Raw genomic sequence first — 18,358 nt, 5'->3', positions numbered from 1 at the left:
GCGCACAGTTGTCGTCGTAACCCCGGCATGGTTAGAGAAACGTGAAGGGCACCGCTAAACTTGCGTATAAGCTCTTGACGAATCGCAGTTCCCGTTCAGAGAGAAATCCGCCGTGATCTTCCCAGGCCGCCTCGCCGATCTTCCGCAAGGATCCTTCGCCAAACTCGCCCTCCTGTTCGAAGGCGTACCGCCCGGCGACACGCCCATCAGTCTGGCGGTCGGCGATCCGCGCGGCGAAGTTCCCGCCTTCGTGCGCGAGACGATCGCCTCGCACGCCCACGAGTTCGGCCAATACCCGCCGATCGACGGCACCCCGGAATGGCGCGCGGCGGCGGCCGGATGGCTGAAGCGCCGCTTCGGCGCCGAGATCAATCCCGACACCCAGGTGCTGCCGCTCAACGGTACCCGCGAAGGCCTGTTCCTGGCGCCGAAGATCGTCACGCCCGACTCGAAAGGCGGCGGCCGGCCGGTGATCCTTCTGCCGAACCCGTTCTACCAGTGTTACGCAGCGGCGATTTATGCGGCCGGTGCCGAACCGGTCTATGTGCCGGCACGGGCGGAAACCGGATTCCTGCCGGATTATGCTTCGCTGCCTTTGTCGGTGCTGAACCGCACGGTGGCCGCCTATTTCTGCTCGCCGAGCAATCCGGAAGGCGCCGCGGCGGGCGAAGCCTATTGGCAAACGGTGTTCGCACTCGCCGACGCCTATGAGTTCACGGTGTTCGCCGACGAGTGCTACGCCGACATTTATCTCGACACGCCGCCGCTGGGCGCGCTGTCGGTGCGGCGGCCGCCGTATGACCGGCTGCTCAGTTTCCACTCTTTGTCCAAACGATCCGGCCTGCCGGGCCTGCGCTCGGGCATCGTCACCGGCGATCCCAAGCTGATGACCCGCTTCCGGGCCTTCCGCAATTACGCCGGCCCCCAGGTGCCGCTGCCGATCCAGGCCGCCTCCGCCGCCTGCTGGAACGACGAGGAGCATGTCCGCTGCAACCGGGCGATGTATGCCGAGCGGTTCGAGCTGGCGGACCAGATTTTGGGGCATTTGCCCGGCTTCACCCTGCCCAAAGGCGGTTTTTTCCTCTGGCTCGAGGTTGGGGACGGCGAAGCCACGGCGCTGAAACTCTGGCGCGAAGCCGGGATCAAAGTGCTGCCCGGCGCCTATATGGGACGGGAAATCGTTCCGGAAAAACCCCGCACAAATCCTGGTTTTCCGTTTATCCGGATTGCATTGGTAAACGATTTATCAACCATTCATGCGGCACTGGTTAAGATCGGTTCTCTTTTGAGTGAAGACGGACCATGAGCGGCGCTCGAACTTCGGGAGTCTATCAGCCGCGCCGTAAGGGCGCTTGGCTGTCCGAGACTTTGGCGGAAGCCCGCCGCAAGACGGCGGAGCTGTTGCGACTGGCGGCGTTTCGCGGCGCCGGTCTTCTGCTGCTCGCCGGGGCGGCCGCGGTTCTGGTCGCGCTGATCAGCTACAATCCCAACGATCCGAGTTCCGACACCGCCACCGGCCGCGAGGCGACCAACCTTTTGGGCCCGTTCGGCGCCACCGCCGCCAATATCCTGCTCCAGTATTTCGGCTTCGCCTCCCTCGCCTTCCTGGTGCCGCCGATCGTCTGGGGCACCCGCGCCATGATGGGCTGGCCGCTGCGCCGCGCCCTCCTCCGCGTCGTCGCCTGGCCGGCCGCGACCATGCTGCTGGCCTCCGGTCTCGGTATCCTGCCACGACCCGAGAGTTTCGCCGCCGGCGGCAATATCGGCATCGCCGCCGTCCAGATGGCCGCCAATCTCGGCGTGAGCTGGGGTCAGACCTGGATCGGCTGGGCGCTGCCGCTGGTGCTGTTGATCGCCGGTCTGGCGCTCGCCGTGATTGCCGCCGACATTAAACCGCGCGCCATCGGCCGCGCCGCGTTCCACGGACTGGCGCTCGTCACCTGGGTGGCCGGACTGCTCAAGGCCCCCGAGGGCAAAGCGCCCAAGCGCCGGGTCGAGCCGCGGGCGCCGCGGATCGTCGCCGACGACGATGACGACGAAGAGGTTGAGGACGCCGAAGAAGAGGCCGAGGAAGACTGCGCCCCCGAGCCGGCCACAGCCTCGAACGTCACCCGCATCAAACGCGACGAATCCAAGAAAGCCACGGTCGCCAAGAACCCGAAACAGCCGGCGCTGTTCAATTCCGGCGAATACGAGCTGCCGCCGCTGACGCTGCTGACCGAGCCGCAACACACCCGCGACGAGGCCGCGTTCTCCGACGAAAGCCTCGAAGAAAACGCCCGCATGCTGGAATCGGTGCTGTCCGATTTCGGCGTCAAAGGCCGCATCGTAGCGGTCCGACCCGGCCCGGTGGTGACGCTTTACGAATTCGAGCCCGCCGCGGGCGTCAAATCTTCGCGCGTGATCGCGCTCGCCGACGACGTGGCCCGCTCGATGTCGGCGGTCGCCGCCCGTATCGCCGTGATTCCCGGCCGCAACGTGATGGGCATCGAACTGCCCAACCAGACCCGCGAGATGGTCTATCTGCGCGAGATGGTCGGCTCGGCCGAATTCGAAAAGGCGCGCGCGCCGCTGATTCTCGCGCTCGGCAAGACCATCGGCGGCGAGCCGGTGATGGCCGACCTCGCCAAGATGCCTCACTTGCTGATCGCCGGCACCACCGGTTCGGGCAAGTCGGTCGCCATCAACACCATGATCCTGTCGCTGCTCTACCGGCTGCCGCCGGACCAGTGCAAACTGATCATGATCGACCCCAAGATGTTGGAATTGTCGGCTTACGACGGCATTCCCCATCTTTTGACCGCCGTCGTCACCGATCCGCGCAAAGCCGTCGTCGCGCTCAAATGGGCGGTGCGCGAAATGGAAGAGCGCTACCGCAAAATGTCGAAGCTCGGCGTGCGCGGCGTCGAAGCCTTCAACGAACGGGTCAAGAAAGCCAAGTCGAAGGGCGAAGTCCTGAAGCGCACGGTACAGACCGGCTTCGACAAGGAAACCGGCAAGCCGGTCTACGAAGACGAAGTGCTCGAGCTCGAGCCGATGCCGTACATCGTGGTGGTGGTCGACGAAATGGCCGACCTGATGATGGTGTCGGGCAAGGAAATCGAAGGCGCGGTGCAGCGTCTCGCCCAGATGGCGCGCGCCGCCGGCATCCACTTGATCGCGGCAACACAACGCCCGTCGGTCGACGTCATCACCGGTACCATCAAGGCGAACTTCCCGACCCGCATCTCGTTCCAGGTCACGTCCAAGATCGACAGCCGCACCATTCTCGGCGAACAAGGCGCCGAACAACTGCTGGGCCAGGGCGACATGCTCTACATGATGGCGGGCGGACGCATCCGCCGCGTCCACGGCCCGTTCGTCAGCGACGACGAAGTCGAAGAGATCGTCAAGTTTCTCAAGACCCAAGGCACGCCGGAATACCTCGAGGAGGTCACCGAAGAACCCGAAGGGGATGGCGACAATCCGTTCGGCGCGTTCGGCGAAGGCAACGGCAGCTCGGGCGACGATCTTTACGACAAGGCGCTCGACATCGTGGCGCGCGAACGCAAGGCGACGACCAGCTATATCCAGCGCCGCCTGCAGATCGGCTACAACCGCGCGGCGCGCCTGATCGAGCGCATGGAAGAAGAGCAGGTCATCTCCAAGCCCAATCACAAGGGCGTGCGAGAGGTTCTGCTGCCGGATCATCGCGACGAATAACGCCGCACGCCCATTTATCGGATTGCGCGCAACGCGCGGGGGGCGTGCGCGAAGTGCTGCTGCCGGATCACGAAGAACGCTAAGCCGTTCTTATCGTTATCCCTTGGTGCAGCATGAGCGGGATTTTGTGCCCGCGCATGAAGCCATCAAAAACCAAACCAGCGCCCCAGATGGCGAAACCATTGCTCGCGTGCAACGGCTTGGTTATCGCGGGTCCATAAAACAAAGCTCTAGCCGCCCGGTTCGCCTGGATGGCTATTTATGATTATACTAGTTACAAGTCACAGAGTCGTGATCAGCGTGAAGGAGATTCCTTGTGAACGCTGCCCTCTCGCCTCGCTTTCGTTTGGCATCTTGGATCGTTGCGATCTTCGCGCTCGCGATGTTCGCCGTTGCCCCGGCGCTGGCGGTGCCGGCATTCACGGCCAAGACCGGTCAGCCTTGCAGCGCCTGCCACGTCGGCGGGTTTGGTCCCCAGCTCACGCCCTTCGGGCGCAAGTTCAAGCTGGAAGGCTACACCATGGACGCGGGCACCAAGGCGTTCCCGATGTCGGCCATGGCTGTGTCGTCGTTCGTCACGTCCAGCAAGGCGCAGGATACTCCGCCCGCGGATCATTATTCCACCAACAACAACTTTTCGCTCGATCAGGTCAGCCTGTTCGTCGCCGGCGGCATCGGGGATCACTTCGGCGGGTTTGTGCAGCTCACCTATGACGGCGTCGGCCGCACCTTCTCCTGGGACAACGCCGACATCCGCGTGACGGACCACGTCACCGTTTTCGGAAACGACGTGCTCGTCGGCTTGAGCTTCAACAACAGTCCCGGCGTACAGGATGTCTGGAACACGCTTCCGGCTTGGGGTTTCCCTTACACCTCGAGCGCGCTGGCGCCTGCCCCGGCGGTGGGTACGATGTTCGACGGCGGATTTGCCCAAAGCGTTCTCGGCACGTCGGCATATGCCTATTGGAACGACCACATCTATACCGAAGTGGGACTCTACTGGACCCCTGCCAACCGGTTCCTGATCGCCATGGGCTCGACCTCCGGCCCCGGACCGATTTCGGGCGCGGCACCCTATTTCCGCGTCGCCTACCAAAAGGACTATGGCAATCAGAATTTCTCGATCGGTGGATTCGGATTTTTCCCAAGTATCGACCCCGGCGGCGACACCACCACCGGCAAGACCGACTCCTATGCCGACTTCGGACTTGATGCCTCCTACCAGTACATCGGCGACGGCGACAACATCTATGCCCTTAACGCGCGCTATACGCATGAGGCGCAGGACCTGACCGCAACCGCCCTGCTCGGCGGCGCTGAAAAATCAAACAACACGCTCGACGACATACGGTTCGATGCATCCTATTACTGGCACAATCTGGTCGGCGGTTCGGTCCAGTTCTTCAACACCGAAGGCTCAAGCGACGCACTGCTCTATGCCGATAATCGGACGCTTTCGCCCAGGAGCACGGGTGTGACGTTCCAGATCGATGCCACGCCCTGGGGCCAGGGCGATGCCCCGTTGGGCGGCCGGCTGAGCCTGCGCGTGGGGTTACAGTACACGGCCTATATGCGGTTTGACGGCGCCGGTTCGAACTATGACGGCAACGGCCGCAACGCCTCCGATAACAACACGTTGAGGATCTTCACATGGCTCGCACTCTAGCCATCTCAATGCTCAAGGGCACCGGGGCCTGTATCGCCGCCATCGCGTTGACCGCCTCGGCAACCGCCGGCGATGCCGCCAAAGGGGCGGACGTCTTCAAAAAAACATGCGCCTCATGCCACACCATCGACAAAGGCGCCGGCAACGGGCCGCTCGGGCCCAATCTGTTCGGTGTTTCGGGCCGCGCCGCTGCGACGGTTCCGAACTTCAAGTATTCACCGGCGATCAAGAATTCCGGCATCGTCTGGACCGACGACAAACTGACTGCCTGGGCCCAGAATCCGCAGAAGGTAATTCCGGGTGCCAAGATGGTCTTGATCCACGCACCTACCGCCGACCAAGCCAACGATGTCGTTGCCTATCTTGCCACCAAGAAATAGGACGCGACCAACAGGCTCTCGAAGGTCTTCGAATTCAGGGGGCAAGCATGCGTTACACCGAGCTGGCGGGCCTTGCCGTCATGGCGTTCGCGACGTCCATGGTTGGAAGTGTTGCGGCGCCTCCGAACCCTAGGGCTGGACAACATCTCGCAACGAATTGCGCGGCGTGTCATGGCAGTGACGGGATGTCCGTCGACACCAGCATTCCCAACCTAGCCGGCCAGCACTACGTGTATCTGGTGCAGCAGCTCACCGCCTTCAAAAACGGGGGTCGCGTCAGCCCACTGATGACGGAATTGGCACGTCCGCTAACCGAGCAGCAGATCGCCGACATTTCGGCCTATTACGCCAGCGTGCCGATTCAAGTCGCCAAGCCGCCAGGCTCCAAGCATCAGCCGTGAGACCACCATGAGACCATTGCCGGATTTGCCGTTGGAACTGAAACTTCTAGCCAGCGCAGCCTTGGCATTCGCCGGCATTTCGCTGCTGATGGGGTTCGCCTATATCCTGGTCGCTCATCAAGGCGTCGAGAGCGGGTACGGCATTCACGTCGCGGAAATCGCCGCGCTGTACACCGGACCCGGCGCGAGTACGGCCACCTTGATTTCGCTGGCGCACATTCACCTTCTCGGGCTGTTCGCGCTGTTCTCGATCGTCGGATTTGTCTTCGTCCATTCCACCTTGGGGAGGGTCTGGCGAGTCGTCCTGCCCCTGCTGCCGTTCCTCGCCTTTCTCGTCGATGTCACCTCCTGGTTTTTGACGAAATTCGTCGCCTATGGCTTCGTCTACCTGGTCATCGGAGGGGGCGCGACGTTCATCATGGCGCTTGGCTTGATGATTGTCCTGAGCCTCATCAATATCTGGTTTGGTCAAAGACGTGCTGTTTGAGAAGCAAGGGCCAGCTTCAAGCACGCGGGCGGTTATTCTGCTGTGGTGGACCGCCCGCAACAACGCACCCGCCTGATCGAGCGGAAGGAAGAAGAACAGGTCATCTCCAAGCTGCGAGAGGTTCTGCTGCCGGATCATCGCGACGAATAAAGCCGGCAAGGTTTGTCGAAACTCGCTCAACGCCGACACTTCGAGACCGGCCACCCGCTTGCAGCGGAAATAACTCAGACATAACTTGGTCATCCCAAACAGGGGGAAATGACCATATGAAAAACACCATAAAAGCCGCCGCGGCTGCCGTGATCCTTCTGGCGAGCGGCGCCGCAGCGCAGACACCGCCGCCGGGCGTGAAGATGCCGTTCCCGATGGCGCCGCAGACGCCGTTCGACACCATGAATTCGCCGGAGGTGTCGGCCGACGGACGCATCACCTTCCGCGTCTTTGCGCCCAAAGCCGAAGCCGTGTCGGTGAAGCCGTGGATTCCGGGCCTGCCGGGCGAGATCAAGCTGACCAAGAATGCCGATGGCGTGTGGAGCGTGACCACCGATCCGGCCAAGCCCGGCGCCTATCGCTATCGCTTCGTCGTCGACGGCGCCACCATCTCCGACACCCGCAACACCTACAATTCGCCGATGCACCGCGATACTTACAGTCTGGTCGAAGTGCCCGGCGGGGCCGACGATCTGCAGACCTATCGCGCCGGCGTGCCGCACGGCCTCGTCGCCGAATTGAACTACGATTCGCCGGTGGCCGGGCCGCAGCGCCGCCTGCACGTCTACCTGCCGCCCGGTTACAGCGCGGGCAAGAACTATCCCGTGCTTTATCTCCTGCACGGCGGCGGCGATTCCGATCTCGACTGGCCGACCGAAGGACGCGCCGGCGTGATCCTCGACAACCTCATCGCCCAAGGCAAAGCCAAGCCGATGGTGGTGGTGTTTCCCGACGGGATCATCGAAGGCAGCTGGCCGATGGGCGAACCGGAGCAGGACAAGTTCGGTCTCGAACTGCGCACCGTGATCGTGCCGCTGATCGAAAAGAGCTTCAACGTTTCGACGCGTCCCGAGGACCGCGCCCTCGCCGGCCTCTCCATGGGCGGCATCCAGACGCTCAACATCGGCCTGTTGCACACCGACGAGTTCCGCTACGTCGGCGTGTTCTCGTCGGGCTGGTTCCCCGACACGCTGAAGGCGTTCGAAGCCAAATACGGTAAAGGGCTCAAAGCCAACACCGACCGGCTCAAAGTGCTCTGGATCGCGCATGGCGAAACCGACATTGCCCGCAACAATTCGCTGGCGATGATGAAGATGCTGGATTCCAAAGGCGTGAAGTTCTACCGCGAGGAAACGCCCGGCGGTCACGACATGGTCAATTGGCGCCGCTATCTGAGCGAATTCGCGCCGCTGTTGTTCCACTAAAAAAGTACCGCTGCGACAGGCTGGCCTGAACCGCGGCGGACGGCTAGAAGCGCATTCCTAACCGGGATGCGCTTCATGCTTCGTTACGGGTTTGCGGCGCTCGCCGCATTGATTGGCATCACACACAATGCGGCGGCGGCGGGCAACGCCAAACACGGCGAACAGGTGTTCGGCCGCTGTGCCCAATGCCACAATGCCAAAAAGGGCGGCGGCAACGGGCTCGGTCCCAATCTGTCCGGCGTCGCCGGACGCAAGGCGGCGTCGCTGCCGAATTTCTACTATTCTCCGGCACTGAAAAATTCTGGGATTGTCTGGACCGACGCAAAGTTGAAACTATGGCTGGCGAATCCGCAGAAACTGGTGCCGGGCACGCGGATGGCGTTCGCCGGACTGAAGCAGCCGCAAGACGTCGACGACGTCATCGCCTATCTGCACAGCAAGAAATAAGCGCTTGCAGGAAAAGTGGGAAGCGGTTTTCCGTTCGCAAGCGCGACACTTACTAAAATAGTCAGACCTTCAGTTCGCCGAGCACACGGCGGCCGTCGTCGGTTTCGAGCCGGACTTCGTAACGGCCTTCGTGGAGGAAAAACACCGCCTCGCGCGCACCGGGCAGCAGCGGATACTGATCGGCGGGCACCACGTTCGGCGCCGCCGCTTCTTCGGCCGGCACCGCCTGAATCAAATCGTGCGGACCGACCAGCGCCGACAAGGCAAAAGGCGCCCGCTTGCGTCCCGTCGCCAGCCAGCCCGGACGGCCGTCGACCGCCGCAAGGCGCGGATGAATGACTTCGACATCGACCGTGTTCGCCAACGACGGATTGAACGGCCGGTCGTGCTTGTCGAACAGGATGGCCGGTGCAGTGAACGCAAAGGTATCGAGCACCGCCTTCAAAGCCGGCTCCTCGCCGCCCATTGACGGCAAGCCCCAGCTCTGTGCGACGCACAAAGGATCGATGCCGGTCTTGGCCTTGAGCCGCGCCGCGAACCACATCCGCCCGTCGGCCGTCGCCGTTTTCACCACATGATCGTAGCCGCAGAGAACGAGCACGCGCGCCTTGGGATGGGGACCGAGAACGTCGGCGATGAAATTGTTGGCTTCGGCGTCTTCGCGCGCTTCGATCTCGCTGTCGCCGCTGGTGCCTTGAAGCTGCACGGCGCGCGCTTCGTAGGCGGCGAAGCGAGTGCCCCGACGCCGCATTGCCCGCACCATCTCGGCATAGACCGGATCGGCGAGATACCAGCCGAGTTGCGGCGTCACCGACCCGCCGGCATTGAGCGCCGTCGCGGCGGCCGAGGGATGCGCGGAATTGTCGAACGCTTCGCCCGCGAACACCGTGAAGCCCTCGCCGTGGAGCCGTGCTGCCAGTTGGGCGGCGAAGGCGCGGCAGCGCGAAGCGTGATGGGCCTCGTTGAGAATCACGATCTGCCGCGAGCGCGCCGCCTGGACGATGGTTTCGAGCGCATCGACGGCACGGCAGTCGGCAAGATCCGGCACGGCGCGCGGCGCGCTATCGGGAACGGCAAACGCCGCCGCCTCGTCGCCGGTCATCGCCGCCAGTTGCGCCGTCAGCCACGCCGCCGCGGTGGTGCCCTGGCTCTGATAGAAGCGCAGCAGCGGCAGATACCGCCCTTCTTTCATCAAGAGATCGAATTCGGCGCTCCCCGGCGGGCCGTCCTCGGCAAAACTGCGCGGGGTCCATGCGAGCGCGGCGGCCGAAGCCAAGAGGAAGCGGCGGCTGAAGCGGAATGGCGCGACCATAGGGGTAAGTGTGCGCCGGTTCGCGGCTCATGCCGTACCGTCTTGGCTCCGCGGAGTGGTGCGGCACGGCGTCGCACGTCACCTGGAAAGCCACTGTTTTCGCTGTGGTTTCCGGCTGCACCCGCGCTTCGTTGACAGGACCCGAACCCCCGCCTAGCGTTTGCGGCCCCGGAAGCAACCGAGCTTCCGTGCAGGACTGCATATGAACGTCATGGTGCCCGTCAAACGGGTGGTCGATTACAACGTCAGGGTCCGGATCAAGGCTGCGGCCGTCGACCTTGCCAATATCAAGATGAGCATGAACCCCTTCGACGAGATCGCCGTCGAAGAAGCGGTGCGGCTCAAGGAGAAGGGCAAGGCGGACGAGGTCGTGGTCGTGTCGGTGGGCCCGCGCGACTGCATCGAGACGCTCCGCACCGCCCTCGCGATGGGCGCCGACCGCGGCATCCTGGTGGCGTGCGACGGCGCGATCGAGCCGCTTGCGGTTGCCAAACTCCTGAAAGCCGTGTGCGACACCGAAAAGCCCGGACTGGTGCTCGCCGGCAAACAAGCGATCGATGACGATTGCGGCCAGACCGGCCCGATGCTCGCGGCCCTCAATGGCTGGGCGCAAGCCACGCGCGCCCGCAGCCTCGAAATCGACGGCACCAGCGCGAGGATCGAGCGCGAAACCGATCGCGGCACCGAAAGCCTCACGTTGCGCCTGCCCGCGGTGGTCACCACCGATCTGCGCCTCAACGAACCGCGCTACATCTCGCTGCCGAACAAGATGAAAGCGCGGCAAAAGCCCATTGCCGAAACGACGGCGGCCGAGCTTGGCGTCGATATCACGCCGCGGCTGACGGTGCTGGATGTGGCCGAACCTGCCCCGCGCGCGGCCGGTATCAAGGTGAAAAGCGTCGGCGAGCTGTTCGACCGGCTGCATGCGGCGGGGGCCCTGTAATGACCAGCCTCGTCGTTGCCGAGCACGACAACCGAATCCTCGCGGACGCCACGGCGAGAACCATCACCGCGGCCCGCGCCCTCGGCCAGCCGGTCGAGGTGCTGGTCGCCGGGCACGGCTGCCAAGCCGTGGCGGATGCCGCTGCGGGGCTCGACGGCGTCGACACCGTGCTGCTGTGCGACGACCCGCTGTACGCCCACCCGCTCGCCGAGCCGTTCGCGGCGCTGATCCTCTCATTGGCCGAACGCTGGGACGCCGTGCTGGCGCCCGCCACCTCGCACGGCAAGGCCGTCCTGCCGCGGGTCGCGGCGCTGCTCGACGTGCCGCAGATTTCGGAAATCACCAAAGTCCTGGCGCCCGACACGTTCGAACGGCCGGTCTATGCCGGCAGCGTCATGGCGACCGTCAAGGCGCCTGCCGGCAAGCTGGCGATCACCGTTCGCCCGACGGCGTTCGCCGCCGCTGGCGCCGCACCCGCGCCAGCACCGATCCTTTCCCTTCCCGCCGGACCGGATCCGGGGCTTTCGGCCTTTGCCGGGGAGACGTTGTCGCAGGCGGCCGGTCCCGAACTGACCAGTTCCAAGGTGGTCGTCGCGGGCGGCCGCGGCCTGGGGACGGCGGACAACTTCCAGTTGCTGGCCCATATCGCCGGTCGGCTGAACGCCGCCGTGGGCGCCTCCAGGGCGGCCGTGGACGCCGGTTTCGCTGCCAACGACTGCCAGATCGGCCAGACCGGAAAGGTTGTTGCGCCAGAGCTTTACATCGCGTTGGGAATCTCCGGCGCGCTGCAGCACCTTTGCGGCATCAAGGACGCCAAAACGATCGTCGCCATCAATAAGGACGACGAAGCGCCCATCTTCCAGGTTGCCGACCTGGGGCTGGTGGCGGACCTGTTTCAGGTCCTGCCGGAAATCGACGCAGAACTGGCCCGTCGCGGCTACAATTGAATGACGCGCGGAGCTGGGGTAACCGGTGCCACGCCAATGAGGACACCATGAGCATCGAACGCATCGCAGTCGTCGGCGCCGGCCAAATGGGTAGCGGTATCGCCCATGTTCTGGCCATCGCCGGATATGACGTCGTTCTGGAAGACCTGAACACCGAGATTCTCGACAAGTCGATTGCGCTGATCCGCAAGAACATGGCCCGCCAAGCGGCGCGGGGCCTGATCCAGGACGCCGACATCGAAGCGGCTATCGCGCGCATCAAGCCGGTGGTCGGACTGGATGGTCTCGGCGACCGCGATCTGGTGATCGAGTCGGTGTTCGAAGACGAGGCGCTGAAGCGTGCGATCTACCAGGAGCTGGGGACGGTCCTGAAGCCCGGCGCCATCATTGCCACCAACACGTCGTCGATCTCGGTAACGCGGCTGGCAGCCGCCACCGGACACGCCGAACACTTCATCGGCCTGCATTTCATGAACCCGGTGCCGGTGATGCAGCTGGTGGAAGTGATCCGTGGCATCGCCACCGACGACCCCACCTATCAGGCCGCGCTCGACCTGGTGAAGCGGATCGGCAAGACCGCCGCGTATGCCGAAGATTTTCCGGCCTTCATCGTCAACCGCATCCTGTTGCCGATGATCAACGAGGCCGTCTACACGCTGTACGAAGGCGTCGGCAACGTCGAGGCGATCGACACCGCGATGCGGCTCGGCGCCAATCATCCGATGGGCCCGCTGCAGCTCGCCGATTTCATCGGCCTCGATACCTGCCTTGCCGTGATGCAGGTGCTCTACGAGGGTCTGGCGGATTCCAAATACCGCCCCTGCCCGCTGCTGGTGAAATACGTCGAAGCCGGCTGGCTCGGCCGCAAAACGGGGCGTGGTTTCTACGACTACCGCAGCGACCACCCGGTCCCGACGCGATAGATTCTTACTCAGCCGCCGACGAGCTTGCGCATGTAGGCCACCGACTCCGGCTTTTCCCAGGCCGGAGCGCCTTCGGCGCGCGCAACTTCATTGCCCTCGGGGTCGATCAGCGCCGTCATCGGCAGGCCGTAGCCGCCGAAAGCCCGCAGCAGCGCGGCATTGGAATCGACATAGGTCTGCAGCATCCCGGCGCCATGGCCGGCCAGGAAGCTCTGGGCGTCCGCCTGGCCTTCGCGGCCGACGTCGACCGGAATCACCATGAAATGCTCGGCCGGCAGCGATTTTTGCAGCGCCGCCAGGGCCGGCAGCTCCTTGACGCAAGGGCCGCACCACGGCGCCCACAGGTTCAGAAGCACGTACTTGCCCTTGAACTGGGAGAGGTTGACCACCCGTCCGCCGGGTCCGGTGAACGCTACCGCCGGGGCCGGCCGGGGCTGCGCAGAAAATTTCAACGGGTCCAGCGACGGCGGAGGTGCGTGGACAGTCGAGGCGGACATCCAATATAGAACCCCAAGCAGCAGCAAGGCCGCTCCGGCAAGGGTCGCAAAGACAAGAAGGCGTGGCTTGGTCACGGACGTCTCATGAGCACGAACAAAATGTGGGGCGGCCGCTTCGAAGGCGGCCCGGCGAAAATCATGGAGGAGTTTACCCCCTCCATCGGATTCGACCAACGCCTGGCGCGCGAAGACATTCAAGGCAGCCGCGCCCATGCCAAGATGCTGGCCACCCAGGGCATCATCAGCCGCGAAGACCTCAACGCCATCATGAAGGGCCTTGAGACCATCGAGGCCGAGATCAAGGCCGGCAGCTTCGAATTCAAGCGCAGCCTCGAGGACATTCATCTCAACATCGAATCGCGCCTTTCCGAACTTGCCGGACCGGCAGCCGGACGGCTGCACACCGCGCGCTCGCGCAACGATCAGGTGGCGACCGACTTCCGCCTGTGGGTGCGCGCCGCTTGTACCCGCGCCGATGCCGGCCTGACCGAATTGCAGCAGGCACTCTTCAAGCAGGCCGAGGCCAATCTCACCACCATCATGCCCGGCTTCACGCATATGCAGTCGGCGCAGCCCATCACCTTCGCCCATCACTGCCTCGCCTATGTCGAGATGTTCGGCCGCGACCGCTTGCGCTTCGCCGATGCCGCCAAGCGGCTCAACGAATGCCCCTTGGGCGCCGCCGCGCTGGCCGGTACGCCCTATCCGATCGACCGCGAATACACCGCGATTCAGCTCGGCTTCGCCCGGCCGATGCGCAATTCGCTCGACGCGGTGTCGAGCCGCGATTTCGCGCTCGAATATCTCGCCGCCGCCGCCATCGCCGCGACGCATCTGTCGAAGCTTGCGGCGGAGCTGGTGCAGTGGTGTTCGCCCGGCTTCGGCTTCGTCAAGCTGTCGGACGCCTTCACCACCGGCTCCTCGATCATGCCGCAGAAGCGCAATCCCGATGCCGCCGAACTCATCCGCGGCAAGTCGGGACGCGTGATCGGCGATTTCGTGGCGCTCGCCGCCGTGGTCAAAGGCCTGGTGCTCGCCTACGGCACCGATCTGCAGGAAGACAAAGAGCGCGTGTTCGACGCATCCGATGCGCTGGAGCCTTCGCTCAAGGTGATGGCCGGCATGTTCGCCGATCTCACCGTCAATCCGGTGCGGATGCGCACGCTCGCCAATGCCGGTTATCCCACCGCCACCGATCTCGCCGACTGGCTGGTGCAGACCTTGAACAAGCCGTTCCGCGAAGCCCATCACATCACCGGCTCGATCGTGAAACGCGCCGAAGACCTCGGCGTCGATCTCGACAAGTTGCCGCTCGAGGAAATGCAGAAGATCGAGCCCGGCATCACCGCCGATGTGATGAAGGTGTTGAGCGTCGAAGCCTCGGTCGCCGCGCGCATGTCCTATGGCGGCACCGCGCCGGACCGGGTGCGCGAGCAGCTCTTCTTCTGGAGGGAAAAACTGAAATGAAGCTGCGTATGCTGATCGCGTTCGCCGCGGCGCTGGCGCTGGCCGGTTGCGGCGTGAAGAGCGACCTCGAAAAGCCGGCCGCCTCGACCCAGAAAGCCGAAAAAGATCCCTCCAAGCCGCCGTCGCAGCTCGGCCGATGAATCATTTCGATTACAAGAACGGCGAGCTTCACGCCGAAGACGTGGCGCTGTCGGCGATCGCGGCCGAGATCGGAACGCCGTTCTATTGTTATTCCACCGCCACGCTGGAACGTCATTACCGCGTCTTTTCCGAAGCCATGCAGAAGGACGCGCTGGTCGCGTTCTCGGTCAAGGCCAACGGCAATCTGGCGGTCTTGAAGACGCTGGCAAGCCTCGGCGCCGGTGCCGATGTGGTGTCGGGCGGAGAACTAAAGCGGGCGCTCGCGGCCGGCATTCCGGGCGAGAAGATCGTGTTCTCCGGCGTCGGCAAGACCAAGGCCGAAATGGCGCTGGGCCTCAAGAACCGCATCTATCAGTTCAACGTCGAGAGCGAAGTCGAACTTCTGGCGCTCGACGAAGTGGCGGGCGCGCTCGGCGTCAAGGCGCCGGTCGCCTTCCGGGTCAATCCCGATGTCGACGCCAAGACCCACGCCAAAATCTCGACCGGCGGTGCCGAAACCAAATTCGGCGTGCCGTGGAGTCATGTGCACACGGCGTATGCCACCGCCGCCAAGCTGAAGAATATCGAGATCGTCGGTGTCGACGTTCACATCGGCAGCCAGCTCACCGATCTGGCGCCGTTCGAAGCCGCGTTCACCCGCGTGGTCGAGCTGGTCGGCGATTTGCGCCGCGAGGGTCATGCGATTTCGCGCATCGATCTCGGCGGCGGCCTGGGCGTTCCGTATCGCAACGACAACTTGCCGCCGCCCGATCCGGCGGCCTATGGCGCGCTGGCCGCCCGTATCACCAAGAACACCGGCGCCCGCCTGATCATGGAGCCGGGGCGGCTGATCGCGGCCAATGCCGGCGTGCTGGTGGCCGGCGTCATCTATGTGAAGCAGGGCGAGAACAAGAAGTTCCTCATCCTCGATGCGGCGATGAACGATCTCATCCGCCCGGCGTTCTACGATGCCTATCACGAGATCGTGCCGGTCGCGGCGCCGACCGCGGATACGCAATGGACCCATTACGACGTCGTCGGGCCGGTGTGTGAAACCTCCGACATCTTCGCCGCCGACCGGCCGCTGCCGGTACTCAAATCCGATGACAAGGTCGCGATTTTGACCGCCGGCGCCTATGGCGCGACGATGTCATCGGCCTACAATGCCCGCCCGCTGGCGGCCGAGGTGCTGGTCAAGGGCGGCGAATGGGCCGTGGTGCGGCCGCGGATGGATGATGACGCGCTTTTCGGCAACGACAGAATTCCGCCCTGGCTGGGCTGAACGCGCCGAGCGTTTCGTTGCGGTCGCGCGGGCGATTGTCGCCTTCGAACGGATCTGGCCGGCCCTGTGGCCCGCCACCGGGATTGCCGGTGTCGCGGTGGCTGCGGCGCTGTTCGGCCTCTTCCCGCTGCTGGCGTGGCCGCTGCATGCGCTGGTGCTGGCCTCTCTCGTCACCGCCATCGCGCTGACGCTGTACTTCCATCTCGAAAATTTCCGCTGGCCGAGTTGGGACGAAGGCGCCCGGCGTCTCGAACGCGACAGCGCCCTCGATCATCGCCCGGTTTCGGAAAGCGCCGACCAGCTCGCCGCCGGTGCCGGCGATCCGTTTGCCGAAGAACTGTGGCGCGCCCATCTGAAATCGCGGCTGGCGCTGCTGCCGGCGTTCCGGCTCGGCCTGCCGCACTCGACGCTGCCGCAGCGCGACCGACGCGGCCTGCGCTTTGGCGTGCTGGTGCTGATCCTGTTCGGGCTGGTGGTGGCGCGCGGCGATTCCTGGCGGCGGCTGGAGTCGCTGTTCACGCCCAATCCCGGTGTCATCGCCACCCTCGATGCGTGGATCGAGCCGCCCGCTTACACCGGCCAGGAACCGGTCTATCTCGGCGCCAGTGCCAAACTGTCGGTGCCGGCGGGATCGATCCTGAAGGTGCGGGTGCACGGCGCCGATCATCGCCCGTCGGTGACGCTCGACGATGTCCGCTTCGACGGCGACAACGGCGAATACGCCGCCGAAGCCAAGCTGACCGATAGCGATCATGTCCGCGTGCGCGCGGCCGGACGCACCATCGGTTCATGGCGGATCACATTGATTGCGGATAAGCCGCCGACCATCGCCTTTGCCGCGCCGCCTGCGGCGACCGAGCGTCAGGCGCTGAAACTCACTTTCCTGGCGGGCGACGATTACGGCATCACCGCCGCGCGTGCGATCATCAAGCCGCACAACGGAACCGGCGCGCCGCTGATCGTCGATCTGCCGCTGCCGCCCCATTCCGACCAGCCGATCAAGCTGACGAGCTTCCACGATCTCACCGAACATCCTTATGCCGGGATGGACGTCGACATCACGCTCGAAGCCATGGATGCGGCCGGCAACAAGACCACAAGCACGACGGCGACTTTCAAATTGCCGCAGCGCCTCTTCACCGATCCGCTCGCCCGCGCGCTGATCGAACAGCGGCAGAATCTCGCGACCCAAGGCGTCGGCGCGCGGCTCCGGACGGTGAAGACGCTCGATGCCCTCACCTATGCGCCCGACTTGTTCTTCGACGGCAAGATGAACGCCTATCTCGCCATGCGGGTCGCAATGCGCAGCACCGGCACCGCCGAAACCCCGGCGGATTTCAAACGCGTCGAAGACCTGTTGTGGCAGACCGCCCTCAGTCTCGAACATGGCGGCATTCTCACCATGGCCGATCAGCTCCGGCGGCTGCAGCAGATGATCATGCAGGCGATGGCGCAGGGCGCGCCGCAAGCCGAGATCGACGCGCTTCTGCAGCGCTACAACGAGTTGATGCAGCGCTATCTCGCGGCGCTGGCGGCGACGGGACAGAAGGCCGAAGCGCCGGCCAATCCCAATGCCAAAGTGCTGGGCGATCGCGACATCCAGGAACTGCTCAAGGCGATCCAGGCGCTGAGCCAGGCGGGCGACCGCGAACGCGCCATGCAGCTTCTCGCCATGCTGCAAGCCCTGCTCGAAAACGTGCAGGTCGCCGGCGGCGAAGGCCAAGGCGGTGCCGGCCAGGGCGATCAGGCCGCCAACGAAGCCATGGCCGGACTCGGCGAGTTGATGGGCAAGCAGCGGCTGCTGCTCGACAAGACGTTCCGCCAATCGGACGGCAACGGCGATCCCAAGGATGGCGGTGCCAAAGGCCTTTCCGGCCAGCAAGGCCAGCTGCGCGGCGAACTCGACGCGCTCAAGAAGAAGTCGGGCAAGAATGGCGGCGCCGGCGGACCGAATCTCGACAAGGCCGGGCGCTACATGGATGAAGCGCAGCAGGCGCTGGGGCTATCCGATTTCGGCCGCGCCACGACGTTCCAGAAATACGTGCTCGACGAGTTGCGCAAAGGCGGCGAAGCGATGGCCAAGGCGGCGGGGCAGAGCCAGCCCGGCAAGGAAGGCCAAGACCCGATGGGCCGCGCCTCGGCCGCCCAAGGCAAAGCCAGCGGCGATCTCCGCATTCCCGATGCGCAGGTATTGCAGCGGGCGCGCGATATCCTGTTGGAACTCAGGCGCCGCGCCGGTCAGCAAGGCCGGCCCAAGGAAGAGCTCGACTACATCGACCGGCTGCTGAAGCAGTTTTAGCTTCGTGTCATCCCCGGCGAAGCAAGCACCGCGCAGCGACGGCGCCATAGCGGCAGCGTATTGGCGGGGA

General features: G+C 64.3%; 17 protein-coding genes. 15 read left to right on the top strand and 2 right to left on the bottom strand.

Going from position 1 to position 18,358, the window contains the following annotated elements; all coding sequences use genetic code 11:
* The first annotated feature begins 112 nt into the window (after window positions 1-112).
* From FHS84_RS13810 to FHS84_RS13775, 8 genes are all read left to right on the top strand, one after another.
* On the top strand, window positions 113-1,306 hold the full coding sequence (locus tag FHS84_RS13810; protein WP_166935249.1) for an aminotransferase class I/II-fold pyridoxal phosphate-dependent enzyme: 1,194 nt from the start codon (window positions 113-115) through the stop codon (window positions 1,304-1,306).
* A complete protein-coding gene (locus FHS84_RS13805; protein ID WP_166935247.1) occupies window positions 1,303-3,702 on the top strand; it encodes an FtsK/SpoIIIE family DNA translocase in 2,400 nt (799 codons plus the stop codon). The genes FHS84_RS13810 and FHS84_RS13805 overlap by 4 nt, the downstream gene beginning before the upstream one ends.
* A gap of 316 nt (window positions 3,703-4,018) precedes the next feature.
* Window positions 4,019-5,368, top strand: coding sequence for a TonB-dependent receptor (locus FHS84_RS13800; protein WP_166935245.1), 1,350 nt, complete (start codon window positions 4,019-4,021; stop codon window positions 5,366-5,368).
* Window positions 5,353-5,748, top strand: coding sequence for a c-type cytochrome (locus FHS84_RS13795; protein WP_208393871.1), 396 nt, complete (start codon window positions 5,353-5,355; stop codon window positions 5,746-5,748). The genes FHS84_RS13800 and FHS84_RS13795 overlap by 16 nt, the downstream gene beginning before the upstream one ends.
* A gap of 47 nt (window positions 5,749-5,795) precedes the next feature.
* Window positions 5,796-6,149, top strand: a complete 354-nt coding sequence (locus tag FHS84_RS13790; RefSeq protein ID WP_166935243.1) for a c-type cytochrome — start codon at window positions 5,796-5,798, stop codon at window positions 6,147-6,149.
* 7 nt (window positions 6,150-6,156) lie between these two features.
* Window positions 6,157-6,636, top strand: a complete 480-nt coding sequence (locus FHS84_RS13785; protein WP_166935241.1) for a hypothetical protein — start codon at window positions 6,157-6,159, stop codon at window positions 6,634-6,636.
* A 266-nt stretch (window positions 6,637-6,902) separates the two neighbouring features.
* Window positions 6,903-8,051: an esterase gene (locus FHS84_RS13780; protein WP_166935240.1), complete on the top strand. Its 1,149-nt coding sequence runs from the start codon at window positions 6,903-6,905 to the stop codon at window positions 8,049-8,051.
* A 75-nt stretch (window positions 8,052-8,126) separates the two neighbouring features.
* A complete protein-coding gene (locus FHS84_RS13775; RefSeq protein WP_208393870.1) occupies window positions 8,127-8,498 on the top strand; it encodes a c-type cytochrome in 372 nt (123 codons plus the stop codon).
* 61 nt (window positions 8,499-8,559) lie between these two features.
* On the opposite strand, the gene FHS84_RS13770 is transcribed toward FHS84_RS13775, so the two are convergent.
* Entirely contained in the window at window positions 8,560-9,810 is a 1,251-nt protein-coding gene (locus FHS84_RS13770; protein ID WP_166935236.1) for a hypothetical protein, read from the bottom strand.
* 202 nt (window positions 9,811-10,012) lie between these two features.
* Here FHS84_RS13770 and FHS84_RS13765 point away from each other — a divergent pair, with 202 nt between their 5' ends.
* Genes FHS84_RS13765 through FHS84_RS13755 form a run of 3 tightly spaced genes read left to right on the top strand, consistent with a single transcriptional unit; the run spans window position 10,013 to window position 12,623 of the window.
* Window positions 10,013-10,753 carry an electron transfer flavoprotein subunit beta/FixA family protein gene (locus FHS84_RS13765; protein WP_166935234.1) on the top strand — a complete coding sequence of 247 codons (741 nt, stop codon included), beginning with the start codon at window positions 10,013-10,015 and terminating at the stop codon, window positions 10,751-10,753.
* On the top strand, window positions 10,753-11,700 hold the full coding sequence (locus tag FHS84_RS13760; RefSeq protein WP_166935231.1) for an electron transfer flavoprotein subunit alpha/FixB family protein: 948 nt from the start codon (window positions 10,753-10,755) through the stop codon (window positions 11,698-11,700). The genes FHS84_RS13765 and FHS84_RS13760 overlap by 1 nt, the downstream gene beginning before the upstream one ends.
* 47 nt (window positions 11,701-11,747) lie before the next feature.
* A complete protein-coding gene (locus FHS84_RS13755) occupies window positions 11,748-12,623 on the top strand; it encodes a 3-hydroxybutyryl-CoA dehydrogenase (RefSeq protein WP_166935229.1) in 876 nt (291 codons plus the stop codon).
* A gap of 8 nt (window positions 12,624-12,631) precedes the next feature.
* Here FHS84_RS13755 and FHS84_RS13750 read toward each other — a convergent pair whose 3' ends face one another.
* Window positions 12,632-13,195: a redoxin family protein gene (locus FHS84_RS13750; protein ID WP_166935227.1), complete on the bottom strand. Its 564-nt coding sequence runs from the start codon at window positions 13,193-13,195 to the stop codon at window positions 12,632-12,634.
* A 9-nt stretch (window positions 13,196-13,204) separates the two neighbouring features.
* On the opposite strand from FHS84_RS13750, the gene argH reads away from it, so the two are divergent.
* From argH to FHS84_RS13730, 4 genes are read left to right on the top strand one after another with little or no spacing between them, the layout of a single operon-like run.
* A complete protein-coding gene (gene argH / locus FHS84_RS13745; RefSeq protein ID WP_208393869.1) occupies window positions 13,205-14,587 on the top strand; it encodes an argininosuccinate lyase in 1,383 nt (460 codons plus the stop codon).
* Window positions 14,584-14,727: an LPS translocon maturation chaperone LptM gene (gene lptM, locus FHS84_RS13740; protein WP_166935225.1), complete on the top strand. Its 144-nt coding sequence runs from the start codon at window positions 14,584-14,586 to the stop codon at window positions 14,725-14,727. The genes argH and lptM overlap by 4 nt, the downstream gene beginning before the upstream one ends.
* The gene (lysA, locus tag FHS84_RS13735) at window positions 14,724-15,989 is read left to right on the top strand and encodes a diaminopimelate decarboxylase (RefSeq protein WP_166935223.1); all 1,266 of its coding nucleotides are present in this window, start codon (window positions 14,724-14,726) and stop codon (window positions 15,987-15,989) included. The genes lptM and lysA overlap by 4 nt, the downstream gene beginning before the upstream one ends.
* Entirely contained in the window at window positions 15,943-18,288 is a 2,346-nt protein-coding gene (locus FHS84_RS13730; RefSeq protein ID WP_166935221.1) for a DUF4175 domain-containing protein, read from the top strand. Before lysA ends, FHS84_RS13730 begins: the two co-directional genes overlap by 47 nt.
* The last annotated feature ends 70 nt before the right edge of the window (window positions 18,289-18,358 follow it).

Origin of the sequence: Rhizomicrobium electricum (genome assembly GCF_011762045.1) — a bacterium.
GTDB classification, from domain to species: Bacteria; Pseudomonadota; Alphaproteobacteria; order Micropepsales; family Micropepsaceae; genus Rhizomicrobium; species Rhizomicrobium electricum.
The sequence above is the reverse complement of the archived record's forward strand: the minus strand, read 5'-3'. Positions and strand labels throughout refer to the sequence as shown.